The 17,515-nt window shown below is 75.3% G+C and carries 16 protein-coding genes and 1 riboswitch; of the genes, 12 read left to right on the forward strand and 4 right to left on the reverse strand.

The genetic code is table 11. The features are described from left to right. Positions 1-11: 11 nt before the first annotated feature. Together trpD and IE106_RS19530 are read left to right on the forward strand one after the other, a co-directional pair. Positions 12-1,076 (forward strand): anthranilate phosphoribosyltransferase, encoded by a 1,065-nt coding sequence (gene trpD, locus IE106_RS19525; protein ID WP_189535739.1) that lies wholly within the window; start codon positions 12-14, stop codon positions 1,074-1,076. A gap of 111 nt (positions 1,077-1,187) precedes the next feature. Next, a riboswitch (SAM riboswitch) is annotated at positions 1,188-1,303 on the forward strand. A 198-nt stretch (positions 1,304-1,501) separates the two neighbouring features. After that, positions 1,502-2,953 (forward strand): aminotransferase class V-fold PLP-dependent enzyme, encoded by a 1,452-nt coding sequence (locus IE106_RS19530; protein WP_229840595.1) that lies wholly within the window; start codon positions 1,502-1,504, stop codon positions 2,951-2,953. A gap of 64 nt (positions 2,954-3,017) precedes the next feature. Here IE106_RS19530 and IE106_RS19535 read toward each other — a convergent pair whose 3' ends face one another. Both IE106_RS19535 and IE106_RS19540 read right to left on the reverse strand, forming a co-directional pair. Beyond that, positions 3,018-3,299: an Lrp/AsnC family transcriptional regulator gene (locus IE106_RS19535; RefSeq protein WP_189535742.1), complete on the reverse strand. Its 282-nt coding sequence runs from the start codon at positions 3,297-3,299 to the stop codon at positions 3,018-3,020. Beyond that, a complete protein-coding gene (locus IE106_RS19540) occupies positions 3,296-4,015 on the reverse strand; it encodes a rhomboid family intramembrane serine protease (protein ID WP_189535744.1) in 720 nt (239 codons plus the stop codon). Before IE106_RS19540 ends, IE106_RS19535 begins: the two co-directional genes overlap by 4 nt. 213 nt (positions 4,016-4,228) lie before the next feature. Between IE106_RS19540 and IE106_RS19545 the strand changes: the two genes are divergently transcribed. The 5 genes from IE106_RS19545 to IE106_RS19565 all read left to right on the forward strand — a co-directional run bounded on the left by IE106_RS19545 (position 4,229) and on the right by IE106_RS19565 (position 9,700). Next, a complete protein-coding gene (locus IE106_RS19545; protein ID WP_023589074.1) occupies positions 4,229-4,471 on the forward strand; it encodes a hypothetical protein in 243 nt (80 codons plus the stop codon). 65 nt (positions 4,472-4,536) lie between these two features. Beyond that, a complete protein-coding gene (locus IE106_RS19550; protein ID WP_189535746.1) occupies positions 4,537-5,901 on the forward strand; it encodes an NYN domain-containing protein in 1,365 nt (454 codons plus the stop codon). A 326-nt stretch (positions 5,902-6,227) separates the two neighbouring features. After that, positions 6,228-7,253: a C40 family peptidase gene (locus IE106_RS19555; protein WP_189535747.1), complete on the forward strand. Its 1,026-nt coding sequence runs from the start codon at positions 6,228-6,230 to the stop codon at positions 7,251-7,253. A gap of 244 nt (positions 7,254-7,497) precedes the next feature. Continuing rightward, positions 7,498-8,532, forward strand: coding sequence for a C40 family peptidase (locus IE106_RS19560; RefSeq protein ID WP_189535749.1), 1,035 nt, complete (start codon positions 7,498-7,500; stop codon positions 8,530-8,532). Between the two features lie 49 nt (positions 8,533-8,581). Continuing rightward, positions 8,582-9,700 (forward strand): hypothetical protein, encoded by a 1,119-nt coding sequence (locus tag IE106_RS19565; RefSeq protein ID WP_229840596.1) that lies wholly within the window; start codon positions 8,582-8,584, stop codon positions 9,698-9,700. On the opposite strand, the gene IE106_RS19570 is transcribed toward IE106_RS19565, so the two are convergent. Then, positions 9,670-10,935 carry a glycosyltransferase 87 family protein gene (locus IE106_RS19570; protein WP_189535751.1) on the reverse strand — a complete coding sequence of 422 codons (1,266 nt, stop codon included), beginning with the start codon at positions 10,933-10,935 and terminating at the stop codon, positions 9,670-9,672. The two genes, IE106_RS19565 and IE106_RS19570, sit on opposite strands and share 31 nt — an antisense overlap. A gap of 91 nt (positions 10,936-11,026) precedes the next feature. Here IE106_RS19570 and IE106_RS19575 point away from each other — a divergent pair, with 91 nt between their 5' ends. After that, on the forward strand, positions 11,027-12,169 hold the full coding sequence (locus IE106_RS19575; RefSeq protein ID WP_189535754.1) for a glycosyltransferase family 4 protein: 1,143 nt from the start codon (positions 11,027-11,029) through the stop codon (positions 12,167-12,169). Positions 12,170-12,382: 213 nt separating this feature from the next. On the opposite strand, the gene IE106_RS19580 is transcribed toward IE106_RS19575, so the two are convergent. Continuing rightward, on the reverse strand, positions 12,383-14,179 hold the full coding sequence (locus IE106_RS19580) for an AMP-dependent synthetase/ligase (RefSeq protein ID WP_189535755.1): 1,797 nt from the start codon (positions 14,177-14,179) through the stop codon (positions 12,383-12,385). Positions 14,180-14,447: 268 nt separating this feature from the next. Here IE106_RS19580 and IE106_RS19585 point away from each other — a divergent pair, with 268 nt between their 5' ends. The 4 genes from IE106_RS19585 (at position 14,448) to IE106_RS19600 (ending at position 17,466) form a co-directional block, all read left to right on the forward strand. Continuing rightward, the gene (locus IE106_RS19585; RefSeq protein WP_189535757.1) at positions 14,448-15,224 is read left to right on the forward strand and encodes a metallophosphoesterase family protein; all 777 of its coding nucleotides are present in this window, start codon (positions 14,448-14,450) and stop codon (positions 15,222-15,224) included. 58 nt (positions 15,225-15,282) lie between these two features. After that, the gene (locus IE106_RS19590; protein ID WP_189535759.1) at positions 15,283-15,732 is read left to right on the forward strand and encodes an SRPBCC family protein; all 450 of its coding nucleotides are present in this window, start codon (positions 15,283-15,285) and stop codon (positions 15,730-15,732) included. Positions 15,733-15,820: 88 nt separating this feature from the next. Further along, positions 15,821-16,972, forward strand: coding sequence for an ArsA family ATPase (locus IE106_RS19595; protein ID WP_189535761.1), 1,152 nt, complete (start codon positions 15,821-15,823; stop codon positions 16,970-16,972). A 32-nt stretch (positions 16,973-17,004) separates the two neighbouring features. Then, positions 17,005-17,466, forward strand: a complete 462-nt coding sequence (locus IE106_RS19600; RefSeq protein ID WP_189535763.1) for a DUF5304 domain-containing protein — start codon at positions 17,005-17,007, stop codon at positions 17,464-17,466. Positions 17,467-17,515: the final 49 nt, after the last annotated feature.

Consider the following 17,515-nt stretch of genomic DNA (forward strand, 5'->3'; position numbering starts at 1 on the left):
CAGGAGCGACCATGAGCGCTGTGCAACCCGCTGGAGGCCCCACGGCGGCGGGCCGCTCCTGGCCCGTCGTCCTCGACACCCTGCTCTCGGGCCGCGACCTGGACGCGGACGCGACCGCGTGGGCGATGGAGCGCATCCTCGGCGGGGAGGCCACGAACGCGCAGATCGCCGGCTTCGCGGTGGCCCTGCGCGGCAAGGGCGAGACCGTGGAGGAGATCTCCGGCCTCGTCCGCACCATGTACGCCCACGCCCGGACCATCGAGGTCCCCGGGCGGACGGTCGACATCGTCGGCACGGGCGGTGACGGCGCGAAGACCGTCAACATCTCCACCATGTCGGCGGTCGTCGTCGCCGGTACGGGCGCGAAGGTCGTCAAGCACGGCAACCGCGCCGCCTCGTCCGCCTCGGGTGCCTCCGACGTCCTGGAGAAGCTCGGCGTCAACCTGGAACTGTCCCCGGAGCGGGTCGCCGAGGTGGCGGAGGAGGCGGGCATCACGTTCTGCTTCGCCGTCAAGTTCCACCCGGCGCTCCGCCACGTCGCCGCCGCCCGCAAGGAGTTGGGCATCCGCACGACGTTCAACTTCCTGGGCCCGCTGACCAACCCGGCCCGGGTCCGCGCCCAGGCGACGGGAGTGGCGGACGCCCGGATGGCGCCCATCCTCGCCGGGGTGCTCGCCGGGCGCGGCTCGTCGGCGCTGGTGTTCCGCGGTGACGACGGGCTGGACGAGCTGACCACGACGGCCGGGTCCCGGGTGTGGGTCGTCCGGGACGGGGCCGTCCGCGAGGAGGCCTTCCACCCGCGCGACGTCGGCCTGGACCTGGTCCCGGTGGAGGCCCTGCGCGGCGCCGACGCCTCGTACAACGCGGACGTGGCGCGCCGGCTGCTGGCCGGCGAGACCGGGCCCGTACGGGACGCGGTGCTGCTGAACGCGGCGGCGGCGCTCGTCGCGCTGGACCCGTCGGACGCGCCGCTGGCCGAGCAGCTGCGGGCCGGCATGGTGAAGGCCGCCGAGTCCGTCGACTCGGGCGCCGCCCGCGACGCCCTGGACCGCTGGGTGCGGGCCAGCAACCGCTGACTCCACGGGTTCGCGGCGCCGCCCCGCGCGGGGCGGCGCCGCGAACCCGTCCGCCGTGCGGGCCCCCCGCCTTGCGGGGTGACGGGGTGCGTGTGGCAGGATGCTCGGCAAGGTCATGAGTGACAGCGACCACGGCCCCGGCCCGCTGTCCGGCAACCCTCCGTCCGTGGCGGGGTGCCCCGGGTGAAGACCAGGCCGCAGGCAAAGGTCTGCGGCAAGCGCGGACCCCTGCACACCCTGGGGTCCTGGTCCCGAGGGAGCAGTCTCGTGAGCAAGCGAATGCGCTAGGGCCCTTCGGCCCCTTCCCCCCTCCTCCGCACGGCCGTCGTCGTGCGTCGAGGCAACACCCGTGTGCCGTACGGCCGTCGAGCCGTCCCCGCGGGACGTCACCTCCGTTCGCCCTGTCCTCACCGGGAGAGTCCGCCATGTCCGCGTACCCGAACACCGCCACCGCCCCCGCGCCCACCACCGTCGCCGCGCCCGCCGCCACCGCCCCCGCGACCGCCGTCGGGCCCGTCGGGTCCGCCGACCCCGCCGGCTGTTCCGCCGCTCTGCCGCTGCCCGTGCTCGGGCGGGACGTGACCGTGCCGCTCGTCACCGGCGGGGAGGTCGCGTACGCCGCCCTGGACTACGCGGCCAGCGCCCCGGCGCTCCAGCGCGTGTGGGACGACGTCGCCGCCTACGCGCCGTACTACGGCAGCGTCCACCGGGGTGCCGGATACCTGTCGCAGCTGTCCACCGACCTGTTCGAGAACAGCCGCAGGACGGTCGCGGAGTTCCTCGGCTGCCGCCCCGGCGACCAGGTCGTGTTCACCCGCTCCACGACCGACTCGCTGAACCTGCTCGCCCACGCCCTGCCCGCCGGCTGCGAGGTGTTCGTCTTCGAGACCGAGCACCATGCCTCCCTCCTGCCGTGGCGGGGCGCGCGCGTGACGTATCTGGACGCGCCGCGCACCCCCGGCCGCGCCGTGGAGACGCTGGAGCGGGCCCTCGCCGACCGGGACCCCCACGGACCCGCCCTGGTGTGCGTGACCGGCGCCTCCAACGTGACCGGCGAGCTGTGGCCGGTACGGGAGCTGGCGGCCGCCGCGCACGCGCACGGCGCGCGGATCGTGCTGGACGCCGCCCAGCTGGCGCCGCACCACCCGGTGGACGTGGCGGAGCTGGACGTGGACTGGGTGGCGTTCTCGGGGCACAAGCTGTACGCGCCGTTCGGGGCCGGCGTGCTGGCCGGGCGGACCGACTGGCTGCGGGACGCCGAGCCGTACCTGGCGGGCGGCGGCGCGTCGCGGACGGTGGCCCGGCGGGCCGACGGCGGGGTGGACGTCGACTGGCACACCACGGCGGCCCGCCACGAGGCCGGCTCGCCGAACGTGATCGGCGCCTACGCCGTCGCCTCGGCCTGCGAGGCGCTCACCGCGGCGGGGTTCGACGCGCTCGTGGCCCGCGAGCGGGAGCTGATCGCCCGCGTGCGGGAGGGGCTGGCCGAGGTGCCCGAGGTGCGGGTGCTGTCGCTGTTCGGCGACGACGCCCCGCGCGTCGGCGTCCTCTCCTTCGTCGTGGAGGGCTGGAACAGCTCGCACTTCGCCGCGGCGCTCTCCGCCGAGTACGGCATCGGCGTCCGCGACGGGCTGTTCTGCGCCCACCCGCTGGTCCGGACCCTGCTGGGCGGGTCGCCGCAGGAGCCCGGGGAGTGCGGGGCGCCGGAGGCCGGGCCGGGGGAGGGGTCCCTCAACGCGATCCGGGTCAGCTTCGGGGCGGGGACCCCGGACGAGCACGTCGACCGCTTCGTCCGGGCCGTGCGGGAACTGGTCAGGGACGGCGCCCGGTGGAGCTACCGCACGGAGGACGGGCGCTGCGTGCCCGACCGCGGCTGAGGCGGCGGCCGGGCCGTGGCCGGTTCCGCCTCACCCGTTCAGGTGGATCGGGTGGCGGGGAGGGTCAGGTGTCGAGGCCGATCGCGAAGGCCGCTTCCAGGTCGTGCTGCGAGTACGTGCGGAACGCGACGTGCGTGTCCGTCGCGACGACGCCGGGGATCTTGCTGATGCGGCCGGGGATGATGTCGGCCAGGTTCTCGTGCCGGGGCACGCGGACCATGGCGACCAGGTCGTAGGTCCCGGTGACGGAGAAGACCTCGCTCACGCTGTCGAGCGCGGCGATCGCCTCCGCGATCTCCGGGATGCGGTCCACGCTGGTCTTGATGAGCACGATCGCGGTGATCACGGCTGTCCCTCTCCCTCGGTGGCCGCTGCTGGGGCCTTCACTCTAATGCCCCGGTAGCGCGCCCACGCGTACAGGAACCCCAGCGCGAACCCGATGAGGTGCGCCAGGTAGGCGACGCCCGGCCCGCTGCCCGCCCCGCGCGCCGCCAGCCACTGCAGGACGAACCAGAAGACCAGGACGATCCAGGCGGGGAAGCGCAGCGGCAGGAAGAACAGGAACGGGAAGAGGCTGGTGACCCGCGCCCGGGGGAAGAGGTACAGGAAGGCGCCGAGGACCCCCGAGATCGCCCCCGACGCCCCCACCAGGGTCTGCTCGCTGTCCGCGTGGGCCAGTGCGTAACCGGCCAGGGCGAGGTAGCCGCACACCACGTAGAACACCCCGAACCGGAGGTGTCCCATCCGCTCCTCGGCCATCGCGCCGAAGACGAAGAGGAAGAGCATGTTCCCCAGCAGGTGAAGCCAGTTGCCGTGCACGAACAGGGCGCTGAGCGGGGTGAGCAGCGCCCGGGGGGAGCCGCTCAGCAGGTCCGCCGGGATCACCCCCCACCGCTGGAAGTACACGCTCTGCGCGACGACCAGGGCGTCTTCGGTGCCGTACGAGGCGGACAGGCCCGAGGCCGGGCCGAGGACGAAGACCAGCGCGCACACCCCGATGACGCCGTACGTCACCGAGGGGCCGGTGACGGCGCGCCGCAGCGCCCCACGCCCATCGATCATGAACAGATCATGACGTAAAGGGAGTGAGCAGGACAGAGCGCCTCGCCGGGGCGGATGTGTCCCGGTTCGGGCTTCCCCCGCCGTCCGCACGGGCGGGACCGTGGAGGCCGTAGGGTTACGGGCGTGCCCGGGCCGCTCCCGGGGCACCCGCAGTCCGAGGGCGCACCGCGGGTCGAAGTAGTGGAACGACCGGACCATGACAAGGACGGCACCATGACGACGGTTCCCCAGCCGACCGCCGACACCCGCTGGCGCTGCACGCTCTGCGGCAACCTGACGCGCTTCGACGTGACGCGCTCCTCGAAGGTCGTGGAGTACGTCCATCTGGACCTGGCGGGGGAGCCCACGGTGGAGGAGCGCGAGGTGGTCAGTGAGACCATCGAGTCGGTCCGCTGCCGCTGGTGCAACGCGGTGGACCGGATCGAGCTGGTGGACAGGCCGGGCGCCGGTTCCTGAGCGCGGGCCCGGGACGACGGGCGGCCCGGCAGAGTCAGAACGGACGGGTAGTGGGGTGACGGATCGTGGCGCAGCCCGCAAGCGGCGCTGAGTCGGCCGGTGCGGCCGGTGACGCCGCCGAGGCGCTCGACCGCCCGCTGCCGGAGGCAGTGCGGCGCCGGGTCGTCGCGCTCGTCTCCGAGGCGTTCGGCGGCCTGACGGTCCCCGAGCTGCCGCCGCAGCTGCGGCAGTACGCCCGCTTCACCCCCTCCCGGCGGGCCCGGTTCGCGGGCAACGCGATGGCCGCCGCTCTGGAGGGCGACCCGCGGTTCCGCCGGCGCGTCGGCGACTGGCTGGGGACCGCCCAGCCGGAGCTGACCGCGACCGTCGAGTCGGGTGCGCCGCCCGCCGCCGCCGACCCGGTCGACGTGGCGGCCGCCGCGTACGTGCTGCGCCCCACCGGCTGGGTCAAGCTGGTCGCCGCCGCCGGCGAGGAGGTGCAGCGCGCGGACGCCGAACGCGCCGACGAGGCGGGCCGGCGCGAGCTGGAGCGGCTGCGCGAGGAACTGGCGGAGGCCCGCGCGCACACCCGTACCGAGACGGAGCGGCTGCGCTCCGAGCTGGAGGCCTCCCGCAAGGAGGCCGAGGCGCTGCAGCGCAAGCTCCGCAGCGCGCAGAGCGACGTCAAGCGCGGCGAGGCCGCCCTGCGCCGCACCCAGGCCGAGGTCGACGGGATCAGGGCGGACGCCGCCGCCCGCGTCTCGGCCGCCGAGAGCGAGACCCGCCGCCTCAAGGCCCGGCTCGGCGAGACCGAGGCCGCCCTGGAGGCGAGCCGCCGGGCCGCCCGCGAGGGCCGCTCGGTGGAGGACGTACGGCTCCGGCTGCTGCTGGACACGGTCCTGGAGGCCGCCCAGGGGCTGCGCCGCGAGCTGGCCCTGCCGCCCGTCTCCGTACGGCCCGCGGACTCCGTGGACGCGGTGGAGCCCGGCCGGATGTCGCCGAAGGACGTCGCCGCCCGCGCGCTGTCCGAGACCGACCCGGCCCTCCTCGACCAGCTCCTCGCCCTCCCGCAGGCCCATCTCGTCGTCGACGGCTACAACGTCACCAAGACCGGCTATCCGACGATGCCGCTGGAGAAGCAGCGGCTGCGGCTGCTCGGCGGGCTCTCCGCGCTGGCCGCCCGCTCCGGCGCCGAGGTCACCTGCGTCTTCGACGGCGCGGAGCTGGCCGCCCCGGTGCTGCTCGCCCCGCCGCGCGGGGTGCGCGTGCTGTTCTCCAAGCCGGGCGTGACCGCCGACGAGCTGATCCGCCAACTGGTCCGCGCCGAGCCCGCGGGCCGGCCGGTGGTCGTGGTCTCCAGCGACCGCGAGGTGGCCGACGGCGTCGCCGCGTCCGGCGCCCGCCCGGTCGCGTCCGTGATGCTGCTGAAGCGGCTTTCGCGGCTCTCGTAACTCCTGGGCCGGATGCCCGGTTTGAGGAAGTCCCCGGGGAACACAACGTCAACCCCGCGTGACGCATTGTGGGGTGGGAGTAAAGAAAATGCCTGGCAGGCGAGATTTTTCTCATGAGGATTTGAACTGATCACAAGGTGGTCACTAGGGTCTGGGCTCGAACCTTCGCGCGGTTGACCGTCCATCCGGGACGGCAGCGAAGGCACCGCCTGAACCGTGCAGTTCGGACGTGGATCACGGGGAGTGTCCGGACATCCAGCGCGGAACCGGGGCATTGACCGTCGACCCGGCAGGCGGCTCGAACGAGGAAGAAGGAGCTCGCCTCCGTGGCGTCCCACCGTCGACCCAAGCAGCCGAGCCGCGCCCGCGTGACCGTGCTCACCGCGACCGCCGCCGCTGCCGTCGCCCTGACCTCCCAGACCGCTTCGGCCACGCCGCAGCCCACCAAGGAACAGGTCAAGGAAAAGGTCGACAAGCTCCATCACGAGGCCGAAGAGGCCACGGAGCAGTTCAACCTCGCAGACGAGCGCCGTGAGAAGCTCCAGAAGGAGGTCACGGCCCTCCAGGACCAGGTCGCCCGCGGTCAGGAGGAGCTCAACACCCTGCGCGACAGCATCGGTTCGGTCGCCAGCGCCCAGTACCGCAACGGCGGCATGGACCCGTCGCTGCAGCTGTTCCTCTCCTCGAACCCGGACGACTACCTCGACAAGGCGTCCGCCGTCGACCAGCTCTCCGCCAAGCAGGCCGAGACGCTGCGCACCATCCAGGCCAAGCAGCGCGCCCTCGCCCAGCAGCGCGCCGAGGCCACGACGAAGCTCGCCGACCTCGAGGACGTCCGCAAGACGCTCGGCGAGAAGAAGAAGAAGTTCCAGGGCAAGCTCGCCGAGGCCCAGAAGCTCCTCAACACGCTCACCGCCGAGGAGCGGGAGAAGATGCGCGAGGAGGAGCAGCGGGCCAGCCGCGACGCCGGCGAGCGCGTCGAGCTCGGCAACGAGGTCCCCGCCTCGCAGCGCGGCGCCGCCGCCCTCAGCGCCGCCGCCACCCAGATCGGCAAGCCGTACGTGTCCGGTGCCGAGGGCCCCAGCTCGTACGACTGCTCCGGCCTGACGCAGTGGGCCTACCGCCAGGCCGGCGTCAGCATCACCCGCACCACCTACACGCAGCAGAACGACGGCGTGAAGATCGGCCGCGGCCAGCTCAAGCCGGGCGACCTCGTCTTCTTCAACAACCTCTCCCACGTGGGCCTCTACGCCGGCAACAACACCGTCCTGCACGCCCCGTACCCGGGCACCTCCGTCCGCTACGAGTCGATGAACTACCTGGGCACGTTCCAGTTCGGCGTCCGCATCTGAGCCGTCCCGCCCGCGCCCCGGGCGCCCGATGCGCGTGACGTGCCGGGACCGGTCCCGAACCGTCGCGCGCACGCGCCCGATCGGGGGATTTCCGCCCCCCGTGCCGACCCCCCGCCCCGCCGGTGACCTGTGGTTCCCGGCGGGGCGGCGCCGTGTGCGGGCCCCGGGGACTTTGGCCGCTCCGTGACCGCCCGGCTACTGTCTGCCGCGCAACAGCCCCGAACAGCTGAAGGGAGCGCGGTCCGTGGCGTCCCACCGCCGTCCCCCCCACCCGGGCCTCCACCGGAGCGCCGCCAAGGCCGGCGTCCTGTCCGCCGCGGCGGCCACGGCGGCCGCCGCCTTCGGCGCCACCCCCGTGAAGGCCGAGCCGGCCGGACCCGCCGACGCCGTGCGCGCCCGTGTCGACCGGCTCTACGCCGAGGCGGAGAAGGCCACGGAGGACTTCAACGCCGCCGACGAGCGCGCCGACGAGCTCCGCGTGATCGTCGCCGCCGCCCGTGACCGGGTGGCGCGCGGCCAGGAGCGCATCAACCGCATGCGCGGCACCCTCGGTTCGGTCGCCGGCGCCCAGTACCGGTCCGGCGGGATCGACCCGGCGCTCGCGCTGATGCTGTCGGAGGAGCCCGACACGTACCTCGCCAAGGCCGCCGCCCTGGACCGGCTCAGCGAACGGCAGGCGACCGTCCTCGCCGAACTCCGCCTCGGCCAGCGCCGGTTGGCCCAGGAGCGCGCCGAGGCCACCCGCACCCTCGCCGAACTGGAACGCAGCCGCGCGGTGGTGGCCCGGTACAAGCAGGCCGTCGAGCGGAAGCTCGCCGCGGCGCGGGCGCTGCTGAACTCCCTGCGGTCCGAGGAGCGCGGCGCCTTCGACCGGGCCTCCCGCTCCGGCCGCGACGGCGCCCTGCTGCCCCCCCTGCCGGGCGGGGCCGCCTCGCCGCGGGCCGCCGCCGCGGTGCGGGCCGTCCGGTCGGTGGTGGGCAGGCCGTACGTGTGGGGGGCGAACGGGCCCGACGCCTTCGACTGCTCGGGCCTCACGCAGTGGGCGTACGCGCAGGCCGGGGTCGGGCTGCCGCGCACCTCGCAGGCGCAGCGGAACGCGGGGCGGCACGTGGGGCTGGCGGAGGCGCGGCCGGGCGACCTGGTGACCTACCGCGCGGACGCGAGCCACGTGGCGATGTACATGGGCCACGGCCAGGTCGTCCACGCCCCGTACCCGGGGGCCGGGGTCCGCTACGACCCGGTGGGCATGATGCCCGTCTCCGCGGTGACCCGCCTCTGAGGGGCCGGGCGCCCCGGGGGGACCGGGGCCGGGCGTCTACGATCGGCGCGTGGGTGTTCCGGGACGTTGGGCGGCGGCCGTGCTCGCGGCGGTCGCGCTGCTCGCGGGGTGCGCCCCGCAGGGGGGCCCGCCGGCCGCCGGGGCGGCCGGGGGCGTCCGCGACGCGGTGGAGGCGCACCGCCGCACCGAACTCGGCGGAGCGCCCCTCGCGTCATGGGCGTACCGCGTCCTCGCCGTACGGCGGGACGGCCGCCGCGCGACCGTCGACGCCGAGCTGACCTACGCCCTCGACGGGTACGACCCCGCCCCCGCCACCACCCGCCGCCGCCTGGACCTGGCGGAGCGCGACGGCCGGTGGCGCGTCACCGGCGACCGCCCCGCCGAGGGGCAGCCCGCCCAGCTGTGGGACCAGGGGCCGGTCCGGGCGGCGCGCGGCGCCCGCAGCCTCGTGCTCGGCGTCGGCCAGCCCCCGGCGCGGCTCGACGAGGTCGCCGCGGCCGCCGACCGCGCCGTCCCCGCCGTGGCGGCCGCCTGGCCGGACGGGACGTGGCGGGGGAGGGTCGTCGTCCTCCTGCCGGGGTCGCTCGACGCCATGGCCGCCCTCCTGGGGGAGGGGCCCGCCGCGTACCGGGGCGTCGCCGCGGTCACCACCGGCCGCACCGGCGGCGGGGCCGCCGACCGGGTGGTGGTCAACCCGGAGGCGTACCGGGACCTCGGCGACTTCGGGCGGACCTTCGTCCTCACCCACGAGACCGCCCACGTCGCCACCCGCGCCGCCACGACCGCCGCCACGCCCCTGTGGCTCTCGGAGGGGCTGGCCGACCGGATCGCGTACCGGGGCACGGGCCGCACGGCGGTCGAGGGGGCGCCCGAGCTGGGCCGGGCGGTGCGCTCCGGGGCCGTACCGGCGGCGCTCCCGGCCGACGCGGACTTCTCCTTCGGCGGGGAGCCCGCCGCCGTGGCGCGCGCCTACGAGGGCGCCTGGCTGGCCTGCGAGCTGGTCGCGGAACGGTGGGGCGAGGAGCGGCTCGCCGGCTTCTACCGGGAGGCCGGGCGGTCCGGCGCGCGCCGCGCCTTCCGGGACGTCCTGGGCACCACGCCGGAGGAGTTCACCCGCGCCTGGCAGGGCCGCCTCCGTCAGGAGTTCAGCAGCGCCCCGTCACGGTGACCGCCCTGGGCCGGCACCCGCGCCGACGCGGCCCTGTCCGCGCGCAGCCGCGGCTCGGTGACCGTCTGCCGCCACAGCTGCCGCCCCGCGACCAGGGAGGCCGCGACGAGCAGCCCGTTGCGGACGAACAGCAGCGCCAGCCCCAGCGCGTCACTGGCCACCACGTGGGAGAACCAGATCGGGAACTCCAGGATCGTCACCCCGGTCGCCGCCAGCACCATCAGCGCCGCCCGGCGCATCCGGCTCCGGCGCCACACCAGGCACACCGCGGCCAGCCCGACCAGCCACAGCATGTACTGGGGGCTGATCACCCGGCTCGTCGTCGTGAACAGCAGCACCGCCACGAACGCCGCGTCGCACAGCGTCGTCGCGCCGAACTCCCGCGCCCGCAGCCGCCACAGCACCAGCCAGCCGAACGCCAGCGCCGTCAGCGCCATCGCCGCGCCGCTCACCAGCGGCACGTACGGGCCGAGGAACTCCACCGACCCGTAGTTCAGCCGCACCTCGCCGTGCCAGCCGCCGAAGAACCGCGCCACGTGGAACACCAGCGACCCCAGCGACTCCACCTCGGTGCCCCGGTCGCGCTGGAACGTCAGGAACGCCAGCGCGCCCGGCGCCGCGAGGAGGCACGCCGCCAGCACCGCCGCGCCCGACGCCGCCGCGGCCGCCCACGACCGGCGCGTGACGCGGCCCCGCGCCGTGCCCGCGAGCAGCAGCGCCGGCCACACCTTCAGCAGCGCGCCGATCCCGGCGAGGACGCCCATCGTGCGCGGGTTGCGGACCCCGGCGAGCAGCGCGGTGACGGCGACGGCGGTGACCATGATGTCGTACCGGGAGTACGCGGTCGGCCCGAGCAGCGGCACGCCCACGAGCCACACCCAGGCGCCCGCGCGGCTCTTGCCGGGGCGCCCGCCCGCGTACACGAGCAGCCCGAACACCACCGCGTCGCAGACGAGCGCGAGCACGAAGAACGCGTGCGCGTACTCCAGGAACGGCAGCAGGCCGGGGGCCAGGATCGCGAACGCCGCGGCCGGGGGGTACTGCCACGTCACGTCGTCCAGCGGGTACGTGCCGCCGCGCAGCACCTCGTACCAGTTGAAGTAGATCACCGAGACGTCGGTGGTGACGTCCGGGCCGGGGACGAAGACGACCCTGAAGGTGTAGAGCAGGAGGACGGCCCTGCTGACCAGCCAGAAGGCCGCCAGGGACAGTCGCGGTCCGCTCGGGTGCTTCATCGGTACCTCGTCCGGTCTCGTGGTGGTCTGCGGGTGGGGGCGGTACGGGGCGCGAGCGGTGCGGGCGGGCCGTTCGGTACTGTCGGCCACGATGCACAAGACGCTGATCGTAACGAACGACTTCCCGCCCAGGCCCGGCGGGATCCAGGCGTTCCTGCACAACATGGCGCTGCGCCTGGACCCGGAGCGGGTCGTCGTCTACGCCTCCACGTGGAAGCGCGGGCGGGAGGGCGCGGAGGCCACCGCGCGCTTCGACGCGGAGCAGCCGTTCCGGGTGGTGCGGGACCGTACGACGATGCTGCTGCCCACGCCGCGGGTGACCGCGCGGGCGGCCGGGCTGCTGCGGGAGCACGGCTGCACCTCGGTGTGGTTCGGCGCGGCCGCGCCGCTCGGGCTGATGGCGCCCGCGCTGCGCCGGGCCGGCGCCCGCCGCCTGGTCGCGACGACCCACGGCCACGAGGCCGGGTGGGCGCAGCTGCCGGTCGCGCGGCAGCTGCTGCGGCGCATCGGCGAGGGCACGGACACGATCACCTACCTCGGGGAGTACACACGCTCCCGCATCGCCGCCGCGCTCACCCCCGAGGCCGCGGCGCGCATGGTGCAGCTGCCGCCCGGCGTCGACGAGAAGACCTTCCACCCCGACTCGGGCGGCGACGCGGTGCGCGCCCGGCTGGGCCTGGCGGACCGGCCCGTGGTGGTGTGCGTCTCGCGGCTGGTGCCGCGCAAGGGGCAGGACACGCTGATCCGGGCGATGCCCGCGGTCCTCGCCGCCGTGCCGGACGCCGTCCTGCTGGTCGTCGGCGGCGGCCCGTACGCGAAGGACCTGCACCGCCTCGCCCGCGAGACGGGCGTGGCCGACTCCGTGCAGTTCACGGGCCCCGTGCCGTGGGAGGAGCTGCCCGCGCACCACGGGGCCGGCGACGTGTTCGCGATGCCGTGCCGCACCCGGCGCGGCGGACTGGACGTGGAGGGGCTCGGCATCGTCTACCTGGAGGCGTCCGCGACGGGCGTTCCGGTCGTCGCCGGCGACTCGGGCGGCGCCCCGGACGCGGTCCTGGACGGCGAGACCGGCTGGGTCGTGCGCGGCGACTCCCCGCAGGAGGCCGCCGAGCGGATCGTGCCCCTGCTCCAGGACCCGGAGCTGCGCCGCCGCATGGGCGAGCGGGGCCGCCGGTGGGTCGAGGAGAAGTGGCGCTGGGACCTCCTCGCGGAACGCCTCAAGGCCCTCCTGTAGCCCCCGCCCCGCGAGACCCGCCCCCGGGACCGTCCCCGGCCCGGCGGGCGGTCCCCGCGGCCCCTCGCGGGCCGTACGGGCCGGCCGTCGGCGGGGAGGGCCGGCCGTCGGCGGGCCGCCGGCCTCGCGGCCCTCGCCCCGGAGCGCCCGCGGACGCCGAAGCGCCCGCCAGGACGGGTCCTGACGGGCGCCGGAGGGCTTCGGGCGGCGGGCTCAGCCCCGGTAGATCGCCTCGATCTCGTCGGCGAAGTCCTTCGCCACCACGTTCCGCTTCAGCTTCAGCGACGGCGTGATGTGGCCGGCCTCCTCCGTGAACTGCGCGGGCAGGACGCGGAACTTGCGCACCGACTCCGCCTTGGACACGGCCGCGTTGCCGTCGTCCACGGCCCGCTGCACCTCCGCCAGCAGCTCCGGGTCCTCCCGCAGCTGCGCCGCCGTCGACCCGGCCGGCTTGCCGTGCTCGGCCGCCCAGCGCGCCAGGAACTCCTCGTCCAGCGTGACCAGCGCGCCCACGAAGGGCCGTCCGTCGCCGACGACCATGCACTCCGCGACCAGGGCGTGCCCGCGGATGCGGTCCTCGATCACCGCCGGGGCGACGTTCTTGCCGCCCGCGGTGACCAGGATCTCCTTCTTGCGGCCCGTGATGGCCAGGTAGCCGTCCTCGTCGAGGGTGCCGATGTCGCCCGTGTGGAACCAGCCGTCCGCCAGCGCCTCGGCCGTCGCCGCCTCGTTGTTCCAGTAGCCGGCGAAGACGTGCTCGCCGTGCAGCAGCACCTCGCCGTCGTCGGCGATCCGCACCTTGGAGCCGGGCAGCGGCTGGCCCACCGTGCCGATCTTCTGCCGGTCCCACGGGTTGAACGCGGTCGCCGCGCACGACTCCGTCAGGCCGTACCCCTCCAGCACCGTGAAGCCGATGCCGCTGTAGAAGTGGCCGAGCCGCTCGCCCAGCGGCGCGCCGCCCGAGATCGCGAACTCGCAGCGGCCGCCCAGCACCGCGCGCAGCTTGCCGTACACGAGCACGTCGAACAGCTTGTGCTTCAGCCGCAGGCCGAGGGACGGGCCGCCCGGCGCGGACTTCGCCCGGCTGTACGCGATGGCGGTCTGCGCGGCCCGGTCGAAGATCCGGCCCTTGCCGTCCGCCTGGGCCTTCGCCCGCGCCGAGTTGTACACCTTCTCGAAGACGCGCGGCACGCCCAGGATCAGCGTGGGCCGGAACGACGCCAGGTCGTCGGTGAGGTTCTTGATGTCCGGCACGCAGCCGAGCCGGATCGGCGCCAGCACCGACGCGACCTCGACCATGCGGCCGAAGACGTGCGCGGCGGGCAGGAACAGCAGCACCGACGAGCGGCCCGTCCGGAACAGCGGCCCCAGCCGCTCCACGACGTTGCCGCACTCGGCGAAGAAGTTGCGGTGGGTCAGCACGCAGCCCTTGGGGCGGCCCGTCGTGCCGGACGTGTAGACGATGGTCGCCACGTCGTCGGCCCCGGCGGTCGCGCCGCGCTCGTCGAGCGTCTCGTCGGACACGTCCCGGCCGGCCGCGGTCAGCTCCTCGACGGCGCCGCCGTCGATCCGCCACACGTGCTTCAGCGCCGGCAGCGCGTCCCGCACGGACTCGACCGCCTCGGCGTGCGCCGCGCTCTCCACGACCGCCGCGACCGCGCCCGAGTCGCCGAGGATCCACTGGATCTGCTCGGGCGAGCTGGTCTCGTACACCGGCACGGTCACCGCGCCCGCGCTCCAGATCGCGAAGTCCAGCTGCACCCACTCGTAGCGCGTGCGGGAGATCACCGCGACCCGGTCGCCCGGCCGCACGCCCTGCGCGACCAGGCCCTTGGCCGCGGCCCGCACCTCGGCGAGGAACTCCTTCGCGGTGACGTCCGACCAGCCGCCGGCGACCTTGCGGGCCATCACGGCCACGTCTGGGTGCTGCGCGGCGTTGCGGTGGACGAGATCCGTCAGATTGCCGTCGGCGGGGACCTCGTACAGGGCCGGAAGGCTGAACTCGCGCAAGACTGCTGCTCCTCATCGGGCGCCGACGCCACGGCTCTGTGTGATGCGCCGGTTCGCGGTCCAAATCGGACACGTGCTCAGTGGGGTGAGCACGACTGGACTGCCCGGACGTTACCCACCAGTACCGGGTTCCCGATAGGGGGTCCTGGTCAGATGTTCGCTGCGTCACACACATCATGGGCACTACCTCGCGCACAGTAGTCCACTCCCGTCACGACTCGGAAGTAACCGCAGGTCCGGCCCCCTCCGGACCGTAAGGTGGGGTCCCATGCGAGTTCATGTGGTCAGCGACGTACACGGGAACGCCCAGGACCTGGCCAAGGCGGGGGACGGCGCCGACGCGCTGATCTGCCTGGGCGACCTGGTGCTCTTCCTCGACTACGCGAACCACGCCCGCGGCATCTTCCCCGACCTCTTCGGCGAGGAGAACGCCCGCCGCATCGTCGCCCTGCGCACCGCCCGCCGCTTCGACGAGGCCCGCGTCTTCGCCCGCGGCCTGTGGGAGGAGCTGGCGCGGCGCGGCGTCGACAAGGCCACCGCCGTCGAGTCGGCCGTCCGCGACCAGTACGCCGAGCTGTTCGCCGCGTTCCCCGCGCCGACGTACGCCACGTACGGCAACGTCGACGTGCCCCCGCTGTGGCCCGAGTACGTCCGCCCCGGCACGACCGTCCTGGACGGCGAGCGCGTCGAGATCGGCGGCCGCGTCTTCGGCTTCGTCGGCGGCGGCCTGCCCTCCCCGATGCGCACCCCGTACGAGGTGCCGGAGGAGGAGTACGCGGCGAAGGTCGAGGCGCTCGGCGAGGTCGACGTGCTGTGCTCGCACATCCCGCCGGAGGTCCCCGAGCTGACGTACGACACCGTCGCCCGCCGCTTCGAGCGCGGATCCACCGCCCTGCTGGCCGCGATCCGCCGGGTGCGGCCCCGGTACGCCCTGTTCGGGCACGTGCACCAGCCGCTGGCGCGGCGCGTGCGCGTCGGCGCCACGGAGTGCGTCAACGTGGGCCACTTCGCCTCCTCGGGACGGCCCTGGGTCCTGGAGTGGTGACCTGCGGGCACGCGATAGCCTTCCCCCACGTACCGAGCCCTGCGGAGGAGCCACAGCGATGGCGGAACACACCAGCTCGAGCATCACGATCGAGGCGGCGCCCGCCGAGGTCATGGGAGTGATCGCCGACTTCGCGCGCTATCCGGAGTGGACGGGCGAGGTCAAGGAGGCGGAGGTCCTGTCGCGGGACGCGGCCGGCCGCGCCGAGCAGGTCCGCCTGCTCCTGGACGCCGGCGCGATCAAGGACGACCACACCCTGGCGTACACGTGGACCGGGGACGACGAGGTCGGCTGGACGCTGGTGAAGTCCCAGATGCTGCGGAGCCTCGACGGCTCGTACCGGCTCGCCCCCCTCGCCGGCGGGACCCGCACGGAGGTCACGTACCGGCTGACGGTGGACGTCAAGATCCCCATGCTGGGCATGATCAAGCGCAAGGCCGAGAAGGTCATCATCGACCGGGCCCTGGCCGGCCTGAAGAAGCGCGTCGAGTCGACCACCGGCGCCTGAGCACCGGGCCGTCCGGGGCGCGGCCGTGGCAGCGCCCCGGACGGGAGCCGCGCGCCCCGCCCCGGACACCGCCCGCTACCGTGCACCCATGCGCACCCTTCTCGTCACGGGGCCCGGCGGGGCCGGCCGGTCCACCGTCGCCGCCGCGACGGCCCTGGGCGCGGCCCGCGAGGGCCGGAAGGTCCTCCTCCTGACCGCCGACCCGGCCGGCGCCCTCGCGGCCGGCGGCGACGACGGCCCGGCCGCCCGGCGCCCGGCCGTCCACCGCCTGGACCCCGCCGCCCACTTCCGCGGGGAGGTCCTCGCCCTCCAGTCCCACGCCGCCCCCGCCCTGGAGCTGCTGGGCGCCGCCCCCCTCGACGACGACGAGCTCACCCCCCTCCCCGGCAGCGCCCACTTCGCGTACCTCGCGGCCCTGCGCGAGGCGGCCCGCGGCGACTGGGACCTCCTCGTCGCCGACCTCCCGCCCCTGCGCGACGCGATCGCCCTGCTCGCCCTGCCCGAGCAGCTCCGCCGCTACCTGCGCCGCCTCCTCCCGCCCGAGCGGCAGGCCGCCCGCGCCCTGCGCCCGATGCTGGCCCAGCTCGCCGGCGTCCCCATGCCCGCCGACGGGCTGTACGAGGCGGCCGCCCGCCGGGACGCCGAGCTGGCCGCCGTACAGGACCTGATCGACGCCCCCGGCACCAGCGTCCGCCTCGTCGTCGAACCCGGCCCCGCCGCCGCCGACGCGCTGCGCACCGCCCGCGCCGGACTCGCCCTGCACCGCCTTCCCCTCGACCCGGTCGTCGCCAACCGCGTCCTGCCCGCCACCTCCCCCGACCCGTGGCTCGCCGCCCTCGCCGCGCGGCAGCAGACCCACCTCAAGGAGCTGTACGAGGACGGCGCCGTGCACGAGGTCCCCCACCTGGGCCGCGACCCGCGCACCCCCGACGACCTGGCCCTCCTCGGCGCCCCCGCGCCCGCCGCCGCGCCCGCCCCGGCCCCGGAGTGGCCCGTGGAGGACCACCGCGGCACCGACGGCGTGCTGGTCTGGCGCGTCCCGCTGCCCGGCGCGGCCAAACCCGACCTGGGACTCGTGCGGCGCGGCGACGAACTGGTCCTCACCGTCGGCCCGTTCCGCCGGGTCACGCCGCTCCCGTCCGCGCTGCGCCGGTGCGCCGTCGCCGGGGCCGCCCTGCGCGACGGCGAGCTGCGCGTCCGGTTCGCCCCCGATCCGGGGCTGTGGCCCCGCACCCCCTGAACGCCCGCCGCGGTTCGGGTACCGTCGATGGCATGAGCGATGCCACCCACCGTCCCGGCCCTCCCGAGGACGACGCCTGGGCGCGGGCCTGCGCCGAGGACCTGGCCGCCGAGCGCGCCCGCCGCGGCCACGGTGGCCCCCCGCCCGGATCCGCCGCCGAGGAGCTGCGCAAGCTCGTCGACGCCGTCGCCGACAAGGTCTCCTCCCTGGGCACCCCGCTGCTCGGGGCCGGCGCGCAGAGCGCCGTCCGGCAGGCCGTCGCGCAGGCGAAGTCCGCGATCGAGCCGGTCATCGAGCGCAACCCGGAGGTTTTCGACCACCTCGCCGCCGCGGGCGGCGAACTCCTCGCCGCCTACCGCTCCGCCGTCCAGGGCCACGAGCACCGCTGGACGCAGGGGACCCGGGAACCACGGGCGCCGCGGGACGCCTCCGCACCCGGAGCCGGGGAGCCCGACGAGGGCCCGGAGGGCAGCCACCGCATCGACCTCGACTGACGCGGGAGCGACCGGGCGGGAGGCCGCCCTCGGGTACGGTTGGGCATAG

Origin of the sequence: Streptomyces roseolilacinus, assembly GCF_014649335.1 — a bacterium.
Taxonomy (GTDB): domain Bacteria; phylum Actinomycetota; class Actinomycetes; order Streptomycetales; family Streptomycetaceae; genus Streptomyces; species Streptomyces roseolilacinus.